The 17,021-nt window shown below is 71.8% G+C and carries 19 protein-coding genes; 12 read left to right on the forward strand and 7 right to left on the reverse strand.

What is annotated here, in order from left to right:
* The first annotated feature begins 222 nt into the window (after positions 1-222).
* Positions 223-1,431: a cytochrome P450 gene (locus tag ACWGR4_RS27945; RefSeq protein ID WP_380012021.1), complete on the forward strand. Its 1,209-nt coding sequence runs from the start codon at positions 223-225 to the stop codon at positions 1,429-1,431.
* A 395-nt stretch (positions 1,432-1,826) separates the two neighbouring features.
* Positions 1,827-2,330 carry a GNAT family N-acetyltransferase gene (locus ACWGR4_RS27950; protein WP_380012024.1) on the forward strand — a complete coding sequence of 168 codons (504 nt, stop codon included), beginning with the start codon at positions 1,827-1,829 and terminating at the stop codon, positions 2,328-2,330.
* 13 nt (positions 2,331-2,343) lie between these two features.
* Here ACWGR4_RS27950 and ACWGR4_RS27955 read toward each other — a convergent pair whose 3' ends face one another.
* Positions 2,344-3,177 (reverse strand): helix-turn-helix transcriptional regulator, encoded by an 834-nt coding sequence (locus ACWGR4_RS27955; RefSeq protein WP_380012027.1) that lies wholly within the window; start codon positions 3,175-3,177, stop codon positions 2,344-2,346.
* Between the two features lie 102 nt (positions 3,178-3,279).
* On the opposite strand from ACWGR4_RS27955, the gene ACWGR4_RS27960 reads away from it, so the two are divergent.
* From ACWGR4_RS27960 to ACWGR4_RS27985, 6 genes are all read left to right on the forward strand, one after another.
* A complete protein-coding gene (locus tag ACWGR4_RS27960) occupies positions 3,280-3,990 on the forward strand; it encodes an SDR family NAD(P)-dependent oxidoreductase (protein ID WP_380012030.1) in 711 nt (236 codons plus the stop codon).
* A gap of 227 nt (positions 3,991-4,217) precedes the next feature.
* Positions 4,218-4,400: a hypothetical protein gene (locus ACWGR4_RS27965; protein ID WP_380012033.1), complete on the forward strand. Its 183-nt coding sequence runs from the start codon at positions 4,218-4,220 to the stop codon at positions 4,398-4,400.
* Positions 4,397-5,302 (forward strand): sigma factor, encoded by a 906-nt coding sequence (locus ACWGR4_RS27970; protein ID WP_452132396.1) that lies wholly within the window; start codon positions 4,397-4,399, stop codon positions 5,300-5,302. The genes ACWGR4_RS27965 and ACWGR4_RS27970 overlap by 4 nt, the downstream gene beginning before the upstream one ends.
* Positions 5,299-5,949, forward strand: coding sequence for a hypothetical protein (locus ACWGR4_RS27975; RefSeq protein ID WP_452132395.1), 651 nt, complete (start codon positions 5,299-5,301; stop codon positions 5,947-5,949). Before ACWGR4_RS27970 ends, ACWGR4_RS27975 begins: the two co-directional genes overlap by 4 nt.
* A gap of 143 nt (positions 5,950-6,092) precedes the next feature.
* Positions 6,093-7,076, forward strand: coding sequence for a GlxA family transcriptional regulator (locus ACWGR4_RS27980; RefSeq protein ID WP_452132394.1), 984 nt, complete (start codon positions 6,093-6,095; stop codon positions 7,074-7,076).
* A gap of 87 nt (positions 7,077-7,163) precedes the next feature.
* Complete coding sequence (locus tag ACWGR4_RS27985; RefSeq protein WP_452132393.1) at positions 7,164-7,769, forward strand: isochorismatase family protein; 606 nt, start codon at positions 7,164-7,166, stop codon at positions 7,767-7,769.
* 27 nt (positions 7,770-7,796) lie between these two features.
* On the opposite strand, the gene ACWGR4_RS27990 is transcribed toward ACWGR4_RS27985, so the two are convergent.
* Both ACWGR4_RS27990 and ACWGR4_RS27995 read right to left on the reverse strand, forming a co-directional pair.
* Complete coding sequence (locus ACWGR4_RS27990) at positions 7,797-8,501, reverse strand: hypothetical protein (RefSeq protein WP_452132392.1); 705 nt, start codon at positions 8,499-8,501, stop codon at positions 7,797-7,799.
* Positions 8,502-8,660: 159 nt separating this feature from the next.
* Entirely contained in the window at positions 8,661-9,167 is a 507-nt protein-coding gene (locus ACWGR4_RS27995) for an Lrp/AsnC family transcriptional regulator (RefSeq protein ID WP_452132391.1), read from the reverse strand.
* Between the two features lie 90 nt (positions 9,168-9,257).
* Here ACWGR4_RS27995 and ACWGR4_RS28000 point away from each other — a divergent pair, with 90 nt between their 5' ends.
* Together ACWGR4_RS28000 and ACWGR4_RS28005 are read left to right on the forward strand one after the other, a co-directional pair.
* On the forward strand, positions 9,258-10,238 hold the full coding sequence (locus ACWGR4_RS28000; RefSeq protein WP_452132390.1) for an EamA family transporter: 981 nt from the start codon (positions 9,258-9,260) through the stop codon (positions 10,236-10,238).
* 156 nt (positions 10,239-10,394) lie between these two features.
* Positions 10,395-10,952, forward strand: coding sequence for a TetR/AcrR family transcriptional regulator (locus ACWGR4_RS28005; RefSeq protein ID WP_380012057.1), 558 nt, complete (start codon positions 10,395-10,397; stop codon positions 10,950-10,952).
* Between the two features lie 24 nt (positions 10,953-10,976).
* Here ACWGR4_RS28005 and ACWGR4_RS28010 read toward each other — a convergent pair whose 3' ends face one another.
* The gene (locus tag ACWGR4_RS28010) at positions 10,977-12,002 is read right to left on the reverse strand and encodes a hypothetical protein (protein WP_452132389.1); all 1,026 of its coding nucleotides are present in this window, start codon (positions 12,000-12,002) and stop codon (positions 10,977-10,979) included.
* 532 nt (positions 12,003-12,534) lie between these two features.
* Between ACWGR4_RS28010 and ACWGR4_RS28015 the strand changes: the two genes are divergently transcribed.
* Positions 12,535-12,660 carry a hypothetical protein gene (locus tag ACWGR4_RS28015; protein ID WP_452133376.1) on the forward strand — a complete coding sequence of 42 codons (126 nt, stop codon included), beginning with the start codon at positions 12,535-12,537 and terminating at the stop codon, positions 12,658-12,660.
* A 174-nt stretch (positions 12,661-12,834) separates the two neighbouring features.
* A complete protein-coding gene (locus ACWGR4_RS28020; RefSeq protein WP_452133377.1) occupies positions 12,835-13,641 on the forward strand; it encodes a hypothetical protein in 807 nt (268 codons plus the stop codon).
* Positions 13,642-13,671: 30 nt separating this feature from the next.
* Here the strand turns inward: ACWGR4_RS28020 and ACWGR4_RS28025 are convergent, their stop codons facing one another.
* The 3 genes from ACWGR4_RS28025 to ACWGR4_RS28035 form a co-directional block, all read right to left on the reverse strand.
* Positions 13,672-14,166 carry a hypothetical protein gene (locus tag ACWGR4_RS28025; RefSeq protein WP_452133378.1) on the reverse strand — a complete coding sequence of 165 codons (495 nt, stop codon included), beginning with the start codon at positions 14,164-14,166 and terminating at the stop codon, positions 13,672-13,674.
* 115 nt (positions 14,167-14,281) lie between these two features.
* On the reverse strand, positions 14,282-15,547 hold the full coding sequence (locus tag ACWGR4_RS28030) for an aspartate kinase (RefSeq protein WP_452133379.1): 1,266 nt from the start codon (positions 15,545-15,547) through the stop codon (positions 14,282-14,284).
* A 79-nt stretch (positions 15,548-15,626) separates the two neighbouring features.
* The gene (locus tag ACWGR4_RS28035; protein ID WP_380012072.1) at positions 15,627-16,985 is read right to left on the reverse strand and encodes an aspartate aminotransferase family protein; all 1,359 of its coding nucleotides are present in this window, start codon (positions 16,983-16,985) and stop codon (positions 15,627-15,629) included.
* Between the last annotated feature and the right edge of the window lie 36 nt (positions 16,986-17,021).

A 17,021-nucleotide genomic window follows, 5' to 3' on the forward strand; every position in this document is an offset into this window, starting at 1 on the left:
GTAAGGCCAATGCAGGCCACGTCCCCGGGCCCGGCGCCGGCGGCATCGCACCGCACCCGGAACCGGCGTCGGAACCGGCGTCGGGACCGGACCGGGACCTGTGCGGGACCTGCGCGGGACCCCAGCCCCACGCGTTCGGGACGCCCGTGCGCCCACCGTGGAGGGCACATGTCGCCGGTATCTCCGGCGAACGACGCGCCCCCGTGGACTGGGAGAGAAACGATGACCACCGACGAGCAGGTATGGGCATGCCCGTTCCGGCACGACGAGGCCCTGGAGCCCGATCCGACGATGGCCCGGATGCGCACCGAGGCGCCGGTCGCCCGGGTCCGCATGCCCTACGGCGAGGGGCGCTGCTGGCTGGTCACCCGGCACGCGGACGTCCGCCTGGTCACCTCGGACCGCCGGTTCAGCCGGGCGGCGCTGGTGGGTACCGACTTCCCCCGAATCACCCCCGCGCCGATCGCCCAGTCCGAGGCGATCAACCTGATGGACCCGCCCATCCTCAACCGGGTTCGCCGGCTGGTGGTCAAGGCGTTCAGCAACGCGCAGGTGGAGAAGCTGCGGCCGTGGACGCAGCGTGTGGTGGACGAACTGCTCACCGGGATCACCGAGCACGGTGCACCGGCCGACCTGATGGAACTGCTCGCCGGGCAACTGCCGTTGCGCACGATCAGTGAACTGCTCGGCATTCCGGAGGCGGACCGACCCGGGATCCGCCGGCACGCCATGGCGATGATGTCGATGAACGTCGCCGATCGGACCTCGGCCGCCGCGGCAAAGGCGGGCTTGCGCGCGTACTTCACCGCACTGTGCGCCGCGCGGCGCCACGACCCGGGCGACGACCTGATCAGCGCGCTGGCCACCGCACGGATCGACGACGAAATGTTGGACGAGAGCGAACTTACGGTTCTGGCCATGTTGTTGATGGTCTCCGGACACGACACGCTCACCTACGACATCGGCAACATCGTCTACACGCTGCTGACCCATCCGACGCACCTCGCCGAACTGCGCGCCCATCCCGACCGGTTGCCCAAGGCCGTGGAGGAGTTGTTGCGCTTCATCCCCTTCCGTCAGGGCGTCGGCATCCCGCGCGTGGCCCTGGAAGACGTGGACTTCGACGGCGTCACGGTGCGTGCCGGTGACACGGTGCATGTGTCGTATCTGACCGCCAACCGCGACGAGGCGGTGTACGAGCGGCCCGACGAACTCGACTTCGACCGGGACAAGCCGGCCTCGCACATGGCCTTCGGGCACGGCACCCACCACTGCCTGGGCGCACACCTGGCCCGGATGGAAATGGAGGTCTGCATCGGCTCGCTGCTGGCCGCGTTCCCCGATCTGCGATTGGCCGTACCGGCCGAGCAGGTGCGGTGGAACACGGTGTCCATCTGGCGCTTCCCGCTCACCCTCCCGGTCGCCTGGTGACCGCGCGCCCGGGGCGACCTCGACGGGGTCACCCGGGCTTCGCCCCGGTCTTGCGCCGGCTCGACCGCTGGATCGGCGCCGTCAGCCGACGTCGAGCAGGCCCTGGCGATGCAGCCACCTCGCGACGGCGGCAACACCGGCCGATCCCCGGTCGCGGCCCCCGGGAACGCGTCCGGCCACCCTTCGGCGAGGTCGCCGGCCACCGACAGGACGACCGGGGCGTGCGGTCGCCGGCACGGACCGCCACCCCTCGGGCACCCAGCGTCCCAGGCCCGATCCGGTGCACAACCAGCCATTCGGTAGCAGGTCACCGGAACGGCCCAACGGGGATCACCCGTTGGAGCGACCGACCAGGAGACGGCCTCGGCGTCCGAGAGCCTCGATAGCCTGTCGCAATGGGCAAGAGTTTGATGTATCTGGAGATGACCGCGCCCGACGAGCTGCGGCCGTCACGGCCCGTCGAGGCACTGGGACTGCGGCGGGTGGAGCCCTCGCCCGAGGTGTACGCGCTCCAGGCGCGGATCGGCGCGCCCTACGGCTGGCGCAGCACGGAGCGAACCGAGCATGACTGGGCCGAACTTCGCGCCGCCCACCCGCTGCGCGAATCCTGGCTGATCACCCATCGGGGGGAGAGCGCCGGCATCGGCAACCTCGAACCGCAACCCGGCGGCGTGGTCGAGGTGGTCACCTTCGGCCTGCTCCCCGAATACGTCGGCAAGGGCCTGGGCGGCTGGGCCCTGACCCTGGTGCTCCGTCAGGCGTGGGCCACCCCGCCGCTCCCGGATGCCGCCTCGGTGTGTCGGGTCTGGCTGCACACCTCGTCCGAGGACCACGCCAACGCCCTGAAGAACTACCGCAGTCGGGGTCTGCGCCTGTACGGCGTGGAAGCACACGCGTAGGCCCTGTCCAGCCCTACCCGGTAAGCGACTGGGTGCCCAACACGCCGAGGAGGGCGAGGCGTTCGGCGTCCGGGGTGTCGGGCTCGGCGGTGTAGACGATGACGCGCAGATCGCTGCCGGCCGCGTGCAGGACGTCGCAGTCCAGGGTCAGCGTGCCCACCTGGGGGTGGTCGACGACCTTGCAGGTCACCCCCTCCTGCGGTACCACGCCGGGCGACTCCCACAACGCGGTGAACCGCTCGCTCCTCGCGCGCAGTTCCGCGATCAGTCGGCGCAGTCGTCGGTCCTCGGGATACCGGTTCGCCGTCGCCCGCAACTGGGAGACCTGAATCTCCTCCAACGCGCGCCGGGACTCCGGGGTGTGCCGGACCCGGCTCTCGGAGCCGAGGAACGCGCGCCACACCGCGTTGCGCTCGTCGCCGTGCTGCTCACCCATCAGCGCCGTGTACATCGGATTGGCCAGGAGCAGGGTCCACGCCGCGTCGCTCACCGCGACGGGGGTCCCGGTCAGCCGGTCCAGCATGCGCTGGATGCCCGGCGTGAGGTAGGCGGGTACGGTACCGCGCCCGGGCGGAACCAACCCGGCGACATGGAACAGGTGCTCGCGCTCGGCGCGGGAGACCCGCAGTGCCCGGCCCAGTGCCTCGACGACCTGCTCCGACGGATTGCTCGCCCGGCCCTGTTCGAGGCGGGTCACGTAGTCGACCGATATCCCGGCCAGCAGCGCCAGTTCCTCGCGGCGCAGCCCCGCCGCGCGCCGGTGCCCGCCCAGGGGCAGCCCGGCCGCCTCCGGGGAGACCCGGTCGCGCCAGCGTCGTACCGTGCGGCCGAATTCGGTGGTCGTCATGCACACCACTGTGCACCCGTCGACCCGGATGTGCCTGGTACCGGCAGTCCCAGGAAGGCGGGACGCCTGGCTGTCGCCGGACGCCGGCCGAAGGGTGGGGGCATGACAACGACATTGATCACCGGAGCCAACAAGGGTCTCGGCTTCGAGACCGCCCGCCGACTCGTCGCCGCGGGCCACACCGTCCTGCTCGCCGCCCGGGACGCGGAACGCGGTCGCCGGGCCGCCGAGGAACTGGGCGTGCGGGCGATCCGACTGGACGTCACCGACGACGTGTCCGTGCGGTCCGCGGCGGCGGAGGTGGCGGCGGCCGGCGGGCTCGACGTCCTGGTCAACAACGCGGGCATCCAGCGGGAGATGGATGCCAGGGGTGTGGTGAGCGGCCCGGGGAAGTTGTCCGTCGACGCGTTGCGCGCCACGTTCGAGACCAACGTCTTCGGCACGGTACGGGTCACCGACGCGTTCCTGCCGCTCCTCGAGGCGTCCGCCGCGCCCGTGGTGGTCAACGTGAGCAGCGGCCTGGCCTCGCTGACCCGGGTCACCGAGGCGGGCACGCCGACGCACGCCTATCCGGGCGTGGCGTATCCGGCCTCGAAGGCCGCGGTCAACATGATCACCGTGCAGTACGCGAAGGCCTTCCCGCGGCTGCGGATCAACGCGGTGGAGCCCGGCTTCACCAAGACCGACCTGAACGCGCACACCGGGTTCCAGACCGTCGGGGAGGGCGCCGAGGTCATCGTCCGAATGGCGTGCCTGGGCCCCGACGGCCCGACCGGCGGCTACTTCGACGCCGACGGCACACTCCCGTGGTGACCGGCCCCGGCGCGGCGCCCGCCGTATCGGGCGTTCGGCCTGGTGGGGCGACAACGTGTAGTCGTTCGGGCGCGCTGCGCGAGATTTTGCGGTTTCGGCTTGGACGGCGGGTGGTCCGCCGGCGAGATAGGGGGTGAGAGGCCTTCGGGTCTCGTGGACACCGTCGGGCGCAACGTGCAACGCGCCCGGCGGTGTTCGCGCCGGACTTCACGGAAGGAACCGCTGCCTTGAACAACATCTTCGGTCCCGAGGCCAGACAACTGTGGCTGGTCATAGGCGTGTTGGTCGTCGTCGTGCGCGCGCCGCTCGGTGCCCTGATGCGTGGTTTCGCGCCCCCCGAGCCGCACCGCCACTGCGGCCACGGATATCGCAGCACACACTCCGCCCGCGGAAAGGGCGGCGGACGATGACCGAACCCCGACACCCCGAGCAGGCCCAAGCCGTGGACGTGGACCTGGTGGACCTCCTGCGCAACGACTTCGTCGCCTTTTGCCACAGCCACCAACTCACGCTCACCCGCTTCGCCTACGACCACCTGGGCTCGCGCCCGGAGGCCGAGGACATCGTCGCCGACGTGCTGCTCGCCCTGTTCCAGCGCTGGGACGACGTGCTGCGCGAGCCCGCGCCGCCCGTCAAGCGCGCGTTCCGGATGCTCACCGACGCCCTGGAGGATCGCCGGCTGCGGCGCGACCTGGTCCGGGACACCGTGGACCGCCGGCGCCCCGCCCCCGGCGGTCCGGTGATCGACGCGCCCGCGGACTTCGTCCGGTTCTGCCGGGAGCACCAACAGACCCTGATCGACCACGCCTGGAAGAGCCTGGGCTGCGCGCACGACGCGGACGAGGCGGTCGCCGACGTGCTGCTCGCGCTGTCCAGGCGCTGGGCGGAGATCGTGCGCCACCCCAGCCCGCCGCTCGCGCTCGCCTTCGGGATCCTGCGCCGCCGGGTGGTGGACATCCGTCGGCGGCGCGGGCGCACCCCCGAGGTGCTGTTCGACTTCACCGCGCCGGGCGCCCCCGACGTGGCCTCGACCGGCAACGGCGACCCGGCCGCGGTGTTGCCCCACCTGGACATCCTGGATCGCACGATCGCCGCAATGCCGGTCAAGCGGGCCACCTGCGCCCGCCTGCACCTGGTCATGCAACTGCCGCTCCAGGACGTCGCCGACTACCTGGGGGTGACCATCTCCACAGTCCGCAGCCATGTACACGCGGCCCGCAAACAACTCGCCACGGCGCTGGAGCGGGCCCGCCACGTTCATCCCGAACCCACCCCGTCGTCCCCATCGCACCCTCGGGAACCGAATACATGAACCACCACAATTCCCTCGACCACGCCCTCCAACAGCGCCGGCGCGACATGGACGCGGCCTTCGCCGACTACGACGCCGGCGCCGCGACCCGCCGGCTGGCCGACCGCATCGTCCAAGAGCAGCTGCTGGCCGCCCTGGTCCGGCCGGGCACCATCGGTCCCCAACGCGGCACCGGTTTCGCGGACGCGCACGCGGCGCAGAACGCGGCGGCGGCGGACCTGGAACAGCTGTGCCAGGCCGTGGTGGCCCGGCCGACCACCGGTCCCCTCCTCGGCGACTTCGTCCACGAACGCGAGGCCGACGGGGCGCTGGTGTTCGGGTGTCTGCTGTATCTGACCGGGCGGCCCGCGCCGGCGGCGTTCTGGTGGCGGTACGCGGCCGGCGCCGACGACGTCGAGGCGATGCGCCTGTTGACCCTGCATCACCGGATCGAGGGCGAACCGCAGGACGCCCACCACTGGGCGGGCCGGCTGCACGCGGCCAGGCCCACGCCGGCTCCCGCCGTGACCGAGGAGGCGGGCGACCCGGAGGCGTATGTCGCGCGGGTGGAGCCGGGCATCGAGGAGGTCGACGACCCCGACCTCGGCGAGATCTGTAGACCCAACGACCGCTTCCCCCGCCTCCTGGCCGCCGCCGGCCACGGATGACCGTCACGTGGCGGGCGCGCTCCGGACCTCCCGGACGCGCCCCGCCACGTTCGTGTGGGCCGATGCGGCAGCGCCGCGTCGATGGCCGAATGTGACAGATACCCGTCATTGCGGCCATCGGGTGTGGGTACCACGATGGACGCATGTCCACTCCACACCGCGTCGTGATCGCGGTCTTCCCCGATGTCGACCTGCTCGACGTCACCGGCCCGGCCGAGGTCTTCGCCCTGGCCAACCGGGAGACCGCCGGCGCGGCGGGCTACGTGGTTCGCCTGGCGGGCCCCGAGGCCGGCCCGGTCGGCACGTCGGCCGGCGTACGGATCCTCGCGGACGTGGCCTTCGCCGACGTGGGGGCCGCGGTGGACACGCTGCTCGTCCCCGGCGCGGTGGCGATGGGCCCGGACGGTCCGGTGGCCCTGGTCGACGACGCCGTCGTGGCATGGGTCGCGGCCACCGCGCCGCACGCCCGCCGGGTCGCGTCGGTCTGTGTGGGCGCGCACGTGCTCGCCGCCGCCGGGCTCCTGGACGGGCGGCGGGCGACCACACACTGGTCGACCGCCGCGCAACTGGCCGCCGACCACCCCGAGGTGCGGGTCGACGCCGACCCGATCTTCGTGCGCTCCGGTCGGATCTGGACCGGGGCGGGGATCAGCGCCTGCATGGACCTGGCACTGGCCCTGGTGGCCGAGGACCACGGCGAGGACCTTGCCCTCGCGGTGGCCCGGCAACTGGTCGTCTACCTGCGTCGGCAGGGCGGGCAGAGCCAGTTCAGCGTGCCGCTGAGCCGACCCGCGACCGGCCGGCGGGACATCGACGAACTGCGCGTGTACATCACCGAACACCTGGACCACGACCTGTCCACATCGGCCCTGGCCGGGCGGATGTGCCTGAGCGAGCGTCAGTTCGCCCGGGTCTTCCGACAGGAGACCGGCACCGGCGCGGCGGCCTACGTGGAGGCCGCGCGGGTCGAGGCGGCCCGCCGCGTCCTGGAGAGCACCGACGAACCGCTGGAGGCGGTCGCCGCGGCCACCGGATTCGGCTCCGTGGAAACCCTGCACCGGGCCTTTCGCAAACAACTCACCACCACCCCGGCCGGCTACCGCCGCCGCTTCCGCACGGTGTACTGACCCCGGCGTGCGAACCCGCGTGGCCCGGCGGCTTCGCCCTGCCCGAAAACCATGCAACCGGCTTCAAACGAAAGGTACTTCCGACTCATGCGCTCCTCCGCGACCCTGCGCGAGGTCATCGGCCTCGACAACACGCCGCCCCGCCTCGGCGGCGCGTGCACCCTGATCATGATCGACTTCCAGAACACCTACCGCACCGGCGTGATGGCCCTCGACGGCGTGGAACCGGCCCTGGCCGCCGGGGCCCGGCTGCTCGCCGCGGCCCGTGCGGCGGGTACGCCCGTCGTGCACGTCGTCAACGACGGCGGAGCGGGCACCCCGTACGACATCCGCGCCGAGATCGGCGCGATCAGCGGCGAAGTGGCGCCGGCCGACGGCGAATCGGTCGTGGTCAAGCAGGTCCCCGACGCCTTCCACGACACCGACCTGGAGCGCACGCTCCGCGACCTGGGTGCCGGCCCCGACCTGATCCTGGCGGGCTTCATGACCCACATGTGCGTCACCTTCACCGCACAGGGCGCCTTCAACCTCGGCTACCGCCCCACCGTCGTCGCCGAAGCCACCGCCACCCGGGCCCTGCCCACCCTCGACGGCGCCGTCACCCCCGCCGAAACCCTCCAGTCGGCAAGCCTGACCACCATCGCCGACCTCTTCGGCCTCGTGGTACCGACGGTCGCGCACCTGGTCGACTGATCCGGCGGAGTGGCGGGTCCGGGCCGGTCAGCGGCGGCTTGTCCGGGACTGGGGTTCGAGTTTGCGGATTCTGGCGAGGCGGGCCGTGTCGTCGTGGTCGCCGCGGTAGCTGTACGGGCCGGTGAGCGGGGGTTGGTGCAGCGGGTCGGTGAGGGCGACCAGGAAGGGTAACTCCTCCTGGCGGTCCACCGGTTCCTCGAACTCCACGTGTCGGCCCGCCACCACGACGACCGGTCCGGATCGGCGGCACCTGGTGTAGTCGATCAGGCCGGACAGGTCCTCGATGGAGGGCACCCCCTTCGCCCCGGACGGCAGGTGTCCGCGTCGGTACGCCTGCCGTTCCCGGGCGGACGCGTCGGCGTATTCCGGCACCCGGACGCTCCAGTAGGCGTGGATCGCCGCCCACAACACCGACTCGGGCGCGGTGACCACTCCGTCGGTCCAACTGCGCCGGCCACCGACCGCGAAACTCAGGAAGCCGCTGTCCCAGTTGTTCGGCTTGATCTCGGCGATGCCCCGCGCGCCGGAGTCGTCGAAGCCGAGGAGGTGGTGCGGGACGTCGATGTAGAGGGCGAGGCCCTTGTTGACCATGGAACGCTCATGTTTTTGTCCGTCGGCGGTGAAATATTTCCGTTGCCGGTCCGCGACGTCCTGGCAGCCGGCCACCGCCCGCGCATAGTTCGCCGACGTGTCCGAGCGCTGGGTCCACTCGCCGTACAGCTGAATGATCACGCGTGACTCCTCACCCCACCGTGATAACCGACGGAAGTCAGCCAATCACTATCCGCAAAGGGTGCGCAGGTGTGTTTTGCGCCAAGCTCCCCGCGAAGAACACGCCGAAGGCCCCCGCACTCCGGTGTGCGGGGGGCGTGCGGTTTGCCGGCGTGACCGCTACGCGCGGGTGTCCGACACCGCCTCGTCGGCCGCCTCGACCGTGGGTTCGGCGGACAGCAGCGGGCGTTCGAAGACGGTGCGCAGCACGATGGTGGTGCCCGTGCCGCGGATGACCGGGATCGCGCGGATCCGGTCGAGAGTGTCGGCGAGCGCGGCGGTGGACGCCACCCGGACCTTGATCCAGAAGCAGTCCTCGCCCGCCACCTCGTGCGCCTCCAGGACGGCGGGCTCGCGGTGGATCGCCGCCTCGACCTGATCGCGCGCCGCCCGCCCCGCGTCGAAACGCAGCGCGATGAACGCGGCCGTGCCGGCGTCGACCTGCGCCGGGGCCAACTCCGCGTGATAGCCGGTGATCACCCCGTCGCGCTCCAGCCGTTGGATGCGCTCGCGCACGGCGGGTTCGGACAGATCCACCGATTTGGCCAGGGCGCGCACGGTGCGCCGGCCGTCCGCGCTCAGCGCGCGAAGGAGCGCCCGGTCGATCTCGTCGAGCTGCCGCGTCATGGAAAAGCCCCTTGTTCCGGCGATCGTGTCTGACCTACTCTAAAAAAGGTTAGCAGCCATGATCCCCTAATTTAATGAGGTGTGCTGGTCGTGTTGTCTCCTCAAAAGAGGGATCGGCTGTTGCCGTGGGTCGCCCTCGTGACCGTGTGGATCCTGTGGGGCTCGACCTATCTGGGCATCCGCTACGCGGTCGAGACGATCCCGCCGCTGCTTTCGGCCGGGACCAGGTTCCTGGTCGCGGGACTGTTGATGTTCGCGGTGGTCGGCCCGCGACACGCACGCGGCGAGCAGCGGCCCACCTGGCCGCACCTGCGCTCGGCGGCGATCATCGGCGGGCTGCTCCTGGTCGGCGGCAACGGGCTGTTGAGCCTGGGCGAACAACACCTCGACTCGGGTTTCGCCGCGCTGGTCGTGGCGACGGTGCCGGTGTGGATGGTGCTGATCAACGCGCTGGCCACCCGGACCCGGGTGTCGGGCGCGATCCTGCTCGCGCTGCTCCTCGGCACGATCGGCATCGGCGTCCTGGTCGGCGGCCCGGGCGGCGACGTGCACATCGGCGGCGTGGTCATGGTCTTGATCGCGTGCGTGTTGTGGGCCGGCGGCTCGGTGTACGCGCGCACCGCGCCGCTGCCTCGGCATCCGCTGGTGGTGACCTCGTTGGAGATGATCACGGCCGGGGTGATGTTGTTCGTCCTGGCCTCGCTGCGCGGCGAGTTCGGGCAACTGGACGTGGCCGGCATCTCGACCGCCTCGTGGCTGGGGCTGGCCTGGCTGGTGTTCGCCGGGTCGATCGTCGCATTCAGCGCGTACATGTACGTCAACAGCGTGCTCCCCAACGACACCGTGGCGACCTACGCATACGTCAATCCGGTGGTGGCGGTGCTGCTGGGCGCGGCGATCGCGGGTGAGTCGGTGGGCCCGAACGTCTACCTCGGCGGCGCGATCATCGTCGCGTCGGTGGTCCTGATCGTCGCCACGCGTCCGCGCCCGGCCAAGCCGGTCGAGCAGTCGGTCGAAGCGTCCGCCCGCGTCGCGGACGTCGGCTCGCCGGAGGACGCCCGCCGCGGGTGACGACCCCGAACCCGCCCGCCGGAGCCCTCGACGCGCCGGGGCCGGGGGCGCACGATGCCCGGCGCTGTTCATACGATGCCGTATGGACGCAGGTCGGCACCCACGAGTACGACACCGTACGGCGGGGCGTGACGCGAGAACGAGAGGAACCACATCGTGGGCGTGACCCGTACACCGCGCGGCAGATGGGTCGAGGAGGGGTTGCGCGCGCTGGCCGCCGGCGGTCCCGAGGCGGTCCGGATCGAGCCGCTGGCGCAGGCACTGGGCGTCAGCAAGGGCGGGTTCTACGGGTACTTCGGCAACCGGGGCGCACTGCTTGCCGAGATGCTCGACACGTGGGAGCGCGCGGTCACCGAGGACGTGATCGAGCGGGTCGAGGCCGGCGGGGGCGACGCCAGGGCCCGACTGGATCGACTGTTCGAGCTCGCGTCCACGAGCGAGGGGCCGGTCCTGGGTACCGCCGCCGACCTGGCGGTCCGGGACTGGGCCCGGCGCGACGAGGCGGTCGCGGAACGGTTGCGCCGGGTGGACAACCGGCGCATGGACTACCTGCGTTCGTTGTTCGCGACGTTCTGCGCCGACCCGGGCGACGTCGAGGTGCGCTGCCTGCTCGCCTTCTCGCTGCGGATCGGCATGCACTTCGTCGCCGCCGACCAAGGTCCGTACAGTCGCGCGGAGGTGCTGCTGCTGACTCGGAAGTGGCTTTTGAGATAGCCGACTTCGGGGTCGGGTCCGCCGTCAGTTCGGCCGGCGGGTGCTCTGGTGCGGGATCCGCGGCGGGTGTGCGGCGACGTGGTCGGCGAGTTGTTCGGCCAGGCGCAGGGTGCGCAGGCGGGCCAGGCATTGACGCGCCCACACGGTGACCGCGACGGAGCCGGCCAGGACGACGGTGAGCCGGTCGCAGCGGTGTCCCGCGAGCAGGTGTACGAGGGCGACGACGGTACAGGCGAGCACGGGTACACTCGCGGCCAGCACGGCGGTCGCGGCCCGGCGGCGGGGTGTGCTCGCGGTCGCGGCCATGCCGCCCGGGCGGGTACAGGGCCCGCACACGATCATCACCATGCCCACGACCCGGGTGGCGGTCGACAGGCGGCTCACCCGGTCGCCCGCGTCGGACACGAGGACCTCGATGCCGCCGAGGCCGATCACCGCCACGGCCACCAGTGTCACCAGGGCCGCGCCGCCGCGCCGCCCCCGGGGCGGCGCGCCGTAGAGCAGCGGGGCCAGGCACACCCACACCACGTCGACGCACAACCAGCCCACCGGGACCCAGACGGTCGACGCGGGCCCGTGCCGAGGGTCGCCGGCGGCGCAGTGCAGCGCGGTCATCCGACCCAGGGTGAGGACGGACGCGACCGGCAACCACGCGTCCAGGGCGGTGCGCAGTCGCGGTGCGCGACCGCCCGTGACGCGCACGACCTCGGTCAACAGGCGGACCGCGGCGGCGAGTACGACGGCGAGGGTGATCGCGAGGAAGGCGAGCAGGGGCCACGGGGAGAGGGGCCGCCCGGTCGGTTGCGGGACGGCCTGGAGGGCGCCCGCGCCGATGGTGAGCGTGCCGAACGCGATCGCGCGCGAGCGGTTCGGTCCGTGTGCCGTGCGCAGCAGGACGCCGAACGCCAGACCGGCGGCGAGCAGGACCGGGAGGCCGGATCCCGAGCGACCGCCGATGCCGATCCCGACGACGGCGAGCGCGATCAGGCCGGGCTCCGGTGCCGCGGCCGCCCTGGCGATCGACTGGAGGCGCTGTCGACCCGCCCTCATCGGCACCCGCCGTCGTCCGGGCCGGGGGAGGGGTGGCGGCGGCGGACGGGGCGCGGCGGCGGCAGGTCGGGCTCGGCGCGCGGGGGTTCGGGGTTCGACGGGTGTCGGGTTCGCTGCGTGGCGGTCTCCTGATTCGGGCGGTGGCCGGGATCCGGCGTCGGAGCGGACAACGAGGAGCCCGCGATCGATACACGCCGGTTACTGTACGTTCACCCGATCGACACGCAGTGCCACTCCTTCGAGTGACCTTGGGAACGGGGCAGGGCGCGCCGCCCCGGCGCCCCGATCGATCAGCCACGACAATGAGCGGCTTGCCGCGCAACCCGTGCCTCCCGCGCACCCGCGCACCCGCGCATCCCTCGGCAACCTGCGGCCCGTGCACCCGACGAGCGGTGCGGGCGCACGTCGCCCGCACCGCTCGTCGCGAGGCCGAGTTCCCCCGATACCCGTGGAACCGAACTCGGCCCCGTTCGGTCGACGTCAGCCTCCACCGCGTGGTGGCGACGGCGGAACGGCCCCGAGCGTTCGGAACATGTTCGGGACACGCCCCGTAGGCGTTCCGGACGCCGGGGAGTGGACCGGGTGCGGCTGTCGGCGCGCCGCCGTGTGCGCGCTGCACGAGATCCACAGCCACCCCGAACTCCCCTGGACCGTGTAGTAGTTGGCCACCCGATCCGCGGTTTCGCGGGCCATGTCCGCCAAGGCGTTCAAACGCGCATACGGCATCCCGCGGGGCCGCTCCGGCGGCACGTGTCGATGCCCTGACCGGCGTCGGCGGAAGTCGACCGATGATGGTGTCGGAATGTGTCGCGGGTCCGTACCATGGCGCGGCATGACGGGGGTCGGGGATTCGAAGCGGCAGCAGGGCAATCTTGTACTGCTGGTGGCGGCAATGCTGTTCGCGGTGATCGTGCTGCCCCGCGTACTGGAGGACGACAAGGGCGCCGGGGGCGCGCCGGCGGCGTTGACCGCCGCGACGAAGCGGGCGCCGACGGCGGGGCTGCCGACCGGGCTGCCCACGGGGTTCCCGACCGTGCGCGGGCTGCCGGCGGATCCCCGGCAGACGCCCGGGCGGACGCCGAGCGGGAGCGATTCCCGGCCCGGCGGCTCGGTGCCGACCCCCGTGCGCGACCCGCGCGCGGACGCGTTCGCGGCGGTGGCCCGCAACGGGACCTGCCTGAACGCGTGGCAGACCGGGACGGAGCGCGGCAGCGGTTGGAACACCGACATCCCGCGTGCGGTGGACTGCGACTCGGACAGCGCGTTCGTGCGCGTGGCCGGAGTGAACGCCACGAACTGCCCGATCAGCGACCCCGGGGTGACCAGTTGGCGCTACCGCGACGTCGAACTGTGCCTGGAAAGGCAGTTCCGCAAGGGCCAGTGCTTCCTGGTCTCCCGCTCGGGCGGGACCGAGAACTCCCCGCGCTACTCCGCCAACCTGTTCACCTGGATCGACTGCGACGCGGCGCGCATCCCGGCGAGCTTCGATTCACTCCTGGCCGTCACCGGCGTCTACCGGGCCCCGGCCGAAGTCCACGCCGGTGCGTGTGCCAGGGTGGCCAACGACCGTACTTACTACTGGTATTGGGTCGCCCACAACGACACCACGCTGGTCTGCGCGACCTATCCGAATCGCTGACGGACGCGTCGAACCCCCGTCCGCACCAAGTCATTTGCGGGTCGCGGTGTGCATCACTCCGAAGCCGATCCCGAGCGCGGGCAGCACGATCGGCCCGGACGCGAACAGGTAGTACGTGCCGACGGCGACGGCCAACGCGCAGTAGGCGGCGGACACATAGGACAGGGTTTTCTGCAGTTCCGGCGATCCGTGCCGGTTGAGGCGTACGACCAGGGCACAACACACCGCCGCCCACAACGCCGCCCGCTCCTGTCCGAACGACGCCGTCTCGAACAGGTCCGCCGCCGTCTTGTGCAACCCGTTGTCGGCCATCGACGCGGCCGCCCGGGCGAGCGCTTGAACCCGGTCCGGCGGCGCGGCCCCCGGCCGCAGACCGTCGATCAACGACCGCCAGTATTCGGACAGGAGCAACACGGCCAACCCGAGGCCGTGAAACACCTTGGCCGTTCCGTCCGCAGACCCCAACCGCCCCTGGGTGGGCGTCTGTTCGACCCCGGCATCTCCCGAACCCCCGTCAGTCGCCATCTGCGCAGCGTAGCGAACGACGAACGGGCGCGAGGCCGGGATTTTCCAGGTGGAACCGACGGCCGCCGGCGCCGGAACACACTCCCGGCGCCGGCGGTCTGCGGTGGGCCGACGATCAGCGGCCCGAACCCGCGTGGACCAGGGCCTCCTCCGTCGTGTCGAGGTCGAACGCGGTGTGCAGCGCGCGCACCGCGTCGACCACCTGGGCGGTGCGGCACAGGACGGAGATCCGGATCTCCGACGTCGACATGATCTCGATGTTGACGCCCACGGCCGCCAGCGTCTCGCAGAAGGTCGCGGTGACCCCCGGACCGGCCCGCATGCCGGTGCCGATCAGCGAGACCTTGCCGACGTCGGCGTCCTGGCTCACCCCCTCGAAGCCGAGTTCGGCGCGTATCGCATCGAGTGCGGCCAGCGCGGCGGCCACGCCCTGTTCGGGCAGGACGAACGTCAGATCGGCGCGGGCGTCGTCCGCTCGTGCCGCGTTCCGCACCACCATGTCGATCTCGCCCCCGGCGTCGGCGACCGCGCGGACCAGTCGGCCCACCGCCCCCGCGCCGTCCGGGACCCCGTGCACGGTGACCTTCGCGCCGGACAGGTCGTGCGCGACGCCGGTGATTCGCGACGGTTCCGCGCCGGCGTCGTCGGGCGCGCCGGACACGGTGGTTCCGGGCTTGTCCCCGTACGAGGACCGGACCTGGATCGGTACGCCCCAGCGACGGGCGTACTCGACCGAGCGCAGGGCCAGCACCCGACTCCCCGACGCCGCCATCTCCTGCATGGCGTCGTAGGTGATGTGGTCGAGCAGCCGCGCGCTCGGCACGATCCGGGGATCCGCGCTGTACACGCCGTCCACGTCCGTGTAGATCTCGCAGACGTCGGCCTTGAGCGCGGCGGCCAGCGCGATGGCCGTGGTGTCGGAACCGCCGCGGCCCAGCGTGGTGATGTCGTCGGTGTCCCGGCTCAGGCCCTGGAATCCGGCGACCAACACGATGCAGCCCCGGTCGAGTTCGCGCCGCACCCGATGCGGTACCACCTCGACGATCTGCGCTCTGCCGTATTCGGCGGTGGTGAATACGCCCGCCTGTGGGCCGGACAACGAACACGCCCGCGCACCCAGGTCGCGGATCGCCATCGCGGCCAGCGCGTTGGAGATGCGCTCGCCCGAGGTGAACAACATGTCCAGCTCGCGCGGGTGCGGGAAGGGCGAGATCTTCCGTGCCAGGTCGAGCAGTTCGTCGGTGGTGTCGCCCATGGCGGACAACACCACGACGACGTCGTGACCCTCGTGACGCGTGGCTACCACGCGTTCGGCGACCTGCTTGACGCGCTCGATGCTGTGCACCGAGGAGCCGCCGTATTTCTGCACGATGAGAACCATGGAGTGAGGTCTCCTCGAGGCCGCCCCGGACGGGCGGCCGGTCGGCGCCGGGTCGGCCGGTGGCCCGGTGCGGATGGGCCTACGGGTGACCGGCTTCGACGGCGTCGACCAGGATCGTGCACGCGGTGTCCACGACCTCGGCGGTGACGTTGAGCGGCGGGAGGATCCGCACCACGCAGTCCTCGCGTCCGCCGCGCTCGACGATCAGCCCCCGGCGCAGCGCCCGGGCCTGGATCGCGCGGGCGAAGTCCGCGGCGGGCAGCCCGGTTTCCGGGTCCGCGATCTCGATGCCCCACATCAGGCCCCGGCCGCGCACCTCGCGTACCCAGGGGTCGGCCATCAGTGGCGTGAGCCGGTCGGCGATCTGCGCGCCGCGCCGACGCACGTTGCCCAGGATGTCGTCGCGCCGCACGATGCGCACGGCCTCGACCCCGGCGGCGAAGGCGAGTTGGTTGCCCCGGAAGGTGCCGATGTGCGCGCCGGCCGCCCAGCCGTCGAGCGCGTCGTCGTACAGGATCACCGCGATCGGGGTGCCGATGCCGCTGAGCGCCTTGGAGGCGACCACGACGTCCGGTTCGATCCCGTACTGCTCGAACGCGAACCAGGTTCCGGTGCGCCCGCAGCCGGTCTGCACCTCGTCGACGATCAACGGGATTCGCAACTCCCGAGTGAGCGCCCGCAGTCGGCGGACGAAGTCGGCGGTCGCGGGCACCACGCCGCCCTCGCCCTGCACGAGTTCGAGGAGCACCGCGGCGGGCAGCGGGATGCCGGCGTTGCCGTCGGTGAGCGAACGCTCCAGGTAGGCCACGCAGTTTGTGGTGCACGTGTCGGGGCTCAGGGCCAGCGGGCACCGGCCGCAGTAGGAGAACGGGAAGAAGTGGGTGCCGGGCACGCCGTTGGGGACGGGCCGCTTCGCCGAGACCAGACCGGTCAGCGCCATGGCGGCGTGTGTGCTGCCGTGGAAGCCGCCCTGGAACGTGACGACGTCGCCGCGACCGGTGGCGATCTTGCAGAGCTTGATCGCCGCCTCGATGGCGTTGGCCCCGGTGGGGCCGCAGAAGTGCACCTTCGTACGCTCGCGCATCCCGGCGGGCAGCATGGACAGCTGGGCCTCCAGGAACGCGTCCTTGACCGGCGTCGGGAAATCCAACCCGTGGGTGAGCACACCCAGTTGCGCGGTGACGGAGCGGACCAGCTCGGGGTGGTTGTGGCCCAGGGAAAGCACACCGGCGCCGGCGAGGAAGTCGATGAAGACGTTGCCGTCGACATCGCGCACGAAGCTGCCGGCGGCCTCGGCCAGCGCGATGGGCAGATTACGCGGATATGTACGGGCGTTGGACTCGCGCCGGGCTTGGCGCGCGAGCAGTTCGGCGGAGCGCGGACCGGGTAGGTCGCACGCCACGTGGGGCTCGGTCATGGTGACCTGGGCAAGCGTCATGGGGATCTCTCCGATGGGGACTACGGGACATGGGGG

The organism is Embleya sp. NPDC055664, from assembly GCF_053618075.1.

Excerpts from the sequence above, each read along its gene's own strand:
- ACWGR4_RS27995 (WP_452132391.1), bottom strand. The coding sequence starts at position 9,167 with ATGACGCGGCAGCTCGACGAGATCGACCGGGCGCTCCTTCGCGCGCTG.
- ACWGR4_RS28015 (WP_452133376.1), top strand. The coding sequence starts at position 12,535 with ATGTTCGGGACACGCCCCGTAGGCGTTCCGGACGCCGGGGAGTGGACC.
- ACWGR4_RS28025 (WP_452133378.1), bottom strand. The coding sequence starts at position 14,166 with ATGGCGACTGACGGGGGTTCGGGAGATGCCGGGGTCGAACAGACGCCC.
- ACWGR4_RS27945 (WP_380012021.1), top strand. The coding sequence starts at position 223 with ATGACCACCGACGAGCAGGTATGGGCATGCCCGTTCCGGCACGACGAG.
- ACWGR4_RS27960 (WP_380012030.1), top strand. The coding sequence starts at position 3,280 with ATGACAACGACATTGATCACCGGAGCCAACAAGGGTCTCGGCTTCGAG.
- ACWGR4_RS27955 (WP_380012027.1), bottom strand. The coding sequence starts at position 3,177 with ATGACGACCACCGAATTCGGCCGCACGGTACGACGCTGGCGCGACCGG.
- ACWGR4_RS28030 (WP_452133379.1), bottom strand. The coding sequence starts at position 15,547 with ATGGTTCTCATCGTGCAGAAATACGGCGGCTCCTCGGTGCACAGCATC.
- ACWGR4_RS27985 (WP_452132393.1), top strand. The coding sequence starts at position 7,164 with ATGCGCTCCTCCGCGACCCTGCGCGAGGTCATCGGCCTCGACAACACG.
- ACWGR4_RS27970 (WP_452132396.1), top strand. The coding sequence starts at position 4,397 with ATGACCGAACCCCGACACCCCGAGCAGGCCCAAGCCGTGGACGTGGAC.
- ACWGR4_RS28035 (WP_380012072.1), bottom strand. The coding sequence starts at position 16,985 with ATGACGCTTGCCCAGGTCACCATGACCGAGCCCCACGTGGCGTGCGAC.
- ACWGR4_RS27950 (WP_380012024.1), top strand. The coding sequence starts at position 1,827 with ATGGGCAAGAGTTTGATGTATCTGGAGATGACCGCGCCCGACGAGCTG.
- ACWGR4_RS27975 (WP_452132395.1), top strand. The coding sequence starts at position 5,299 with ATGAACCACCACAATTCCCTCGACCACGCCCTCCAACAGCGCCGGCGC.
- ACWGR4_RS28010 (WP_452132389.1), bottom strand. The coding sequence starts at position 12,002 with ATGAGGGCGGGTCGACAGCGCCTCCAGTCGATCGCCAGGGCGGCCGCG.
- ACWGR4_RS28020 (WP_452133377.1), top strand. The coding sequence starts at position 12,835 with ATGACGGGGGTCGGGGATTCGAAGCGGCAGCAGGGCAATCTTGTACTG.
- ACWGR4_RS27980 (WP_452132394.1), top strand. The coding sequence starts at position 6,093 with ATGTCCACTCCACACCGCGTCGTGATCGCGGTCTTCCCCGATGTCGAC.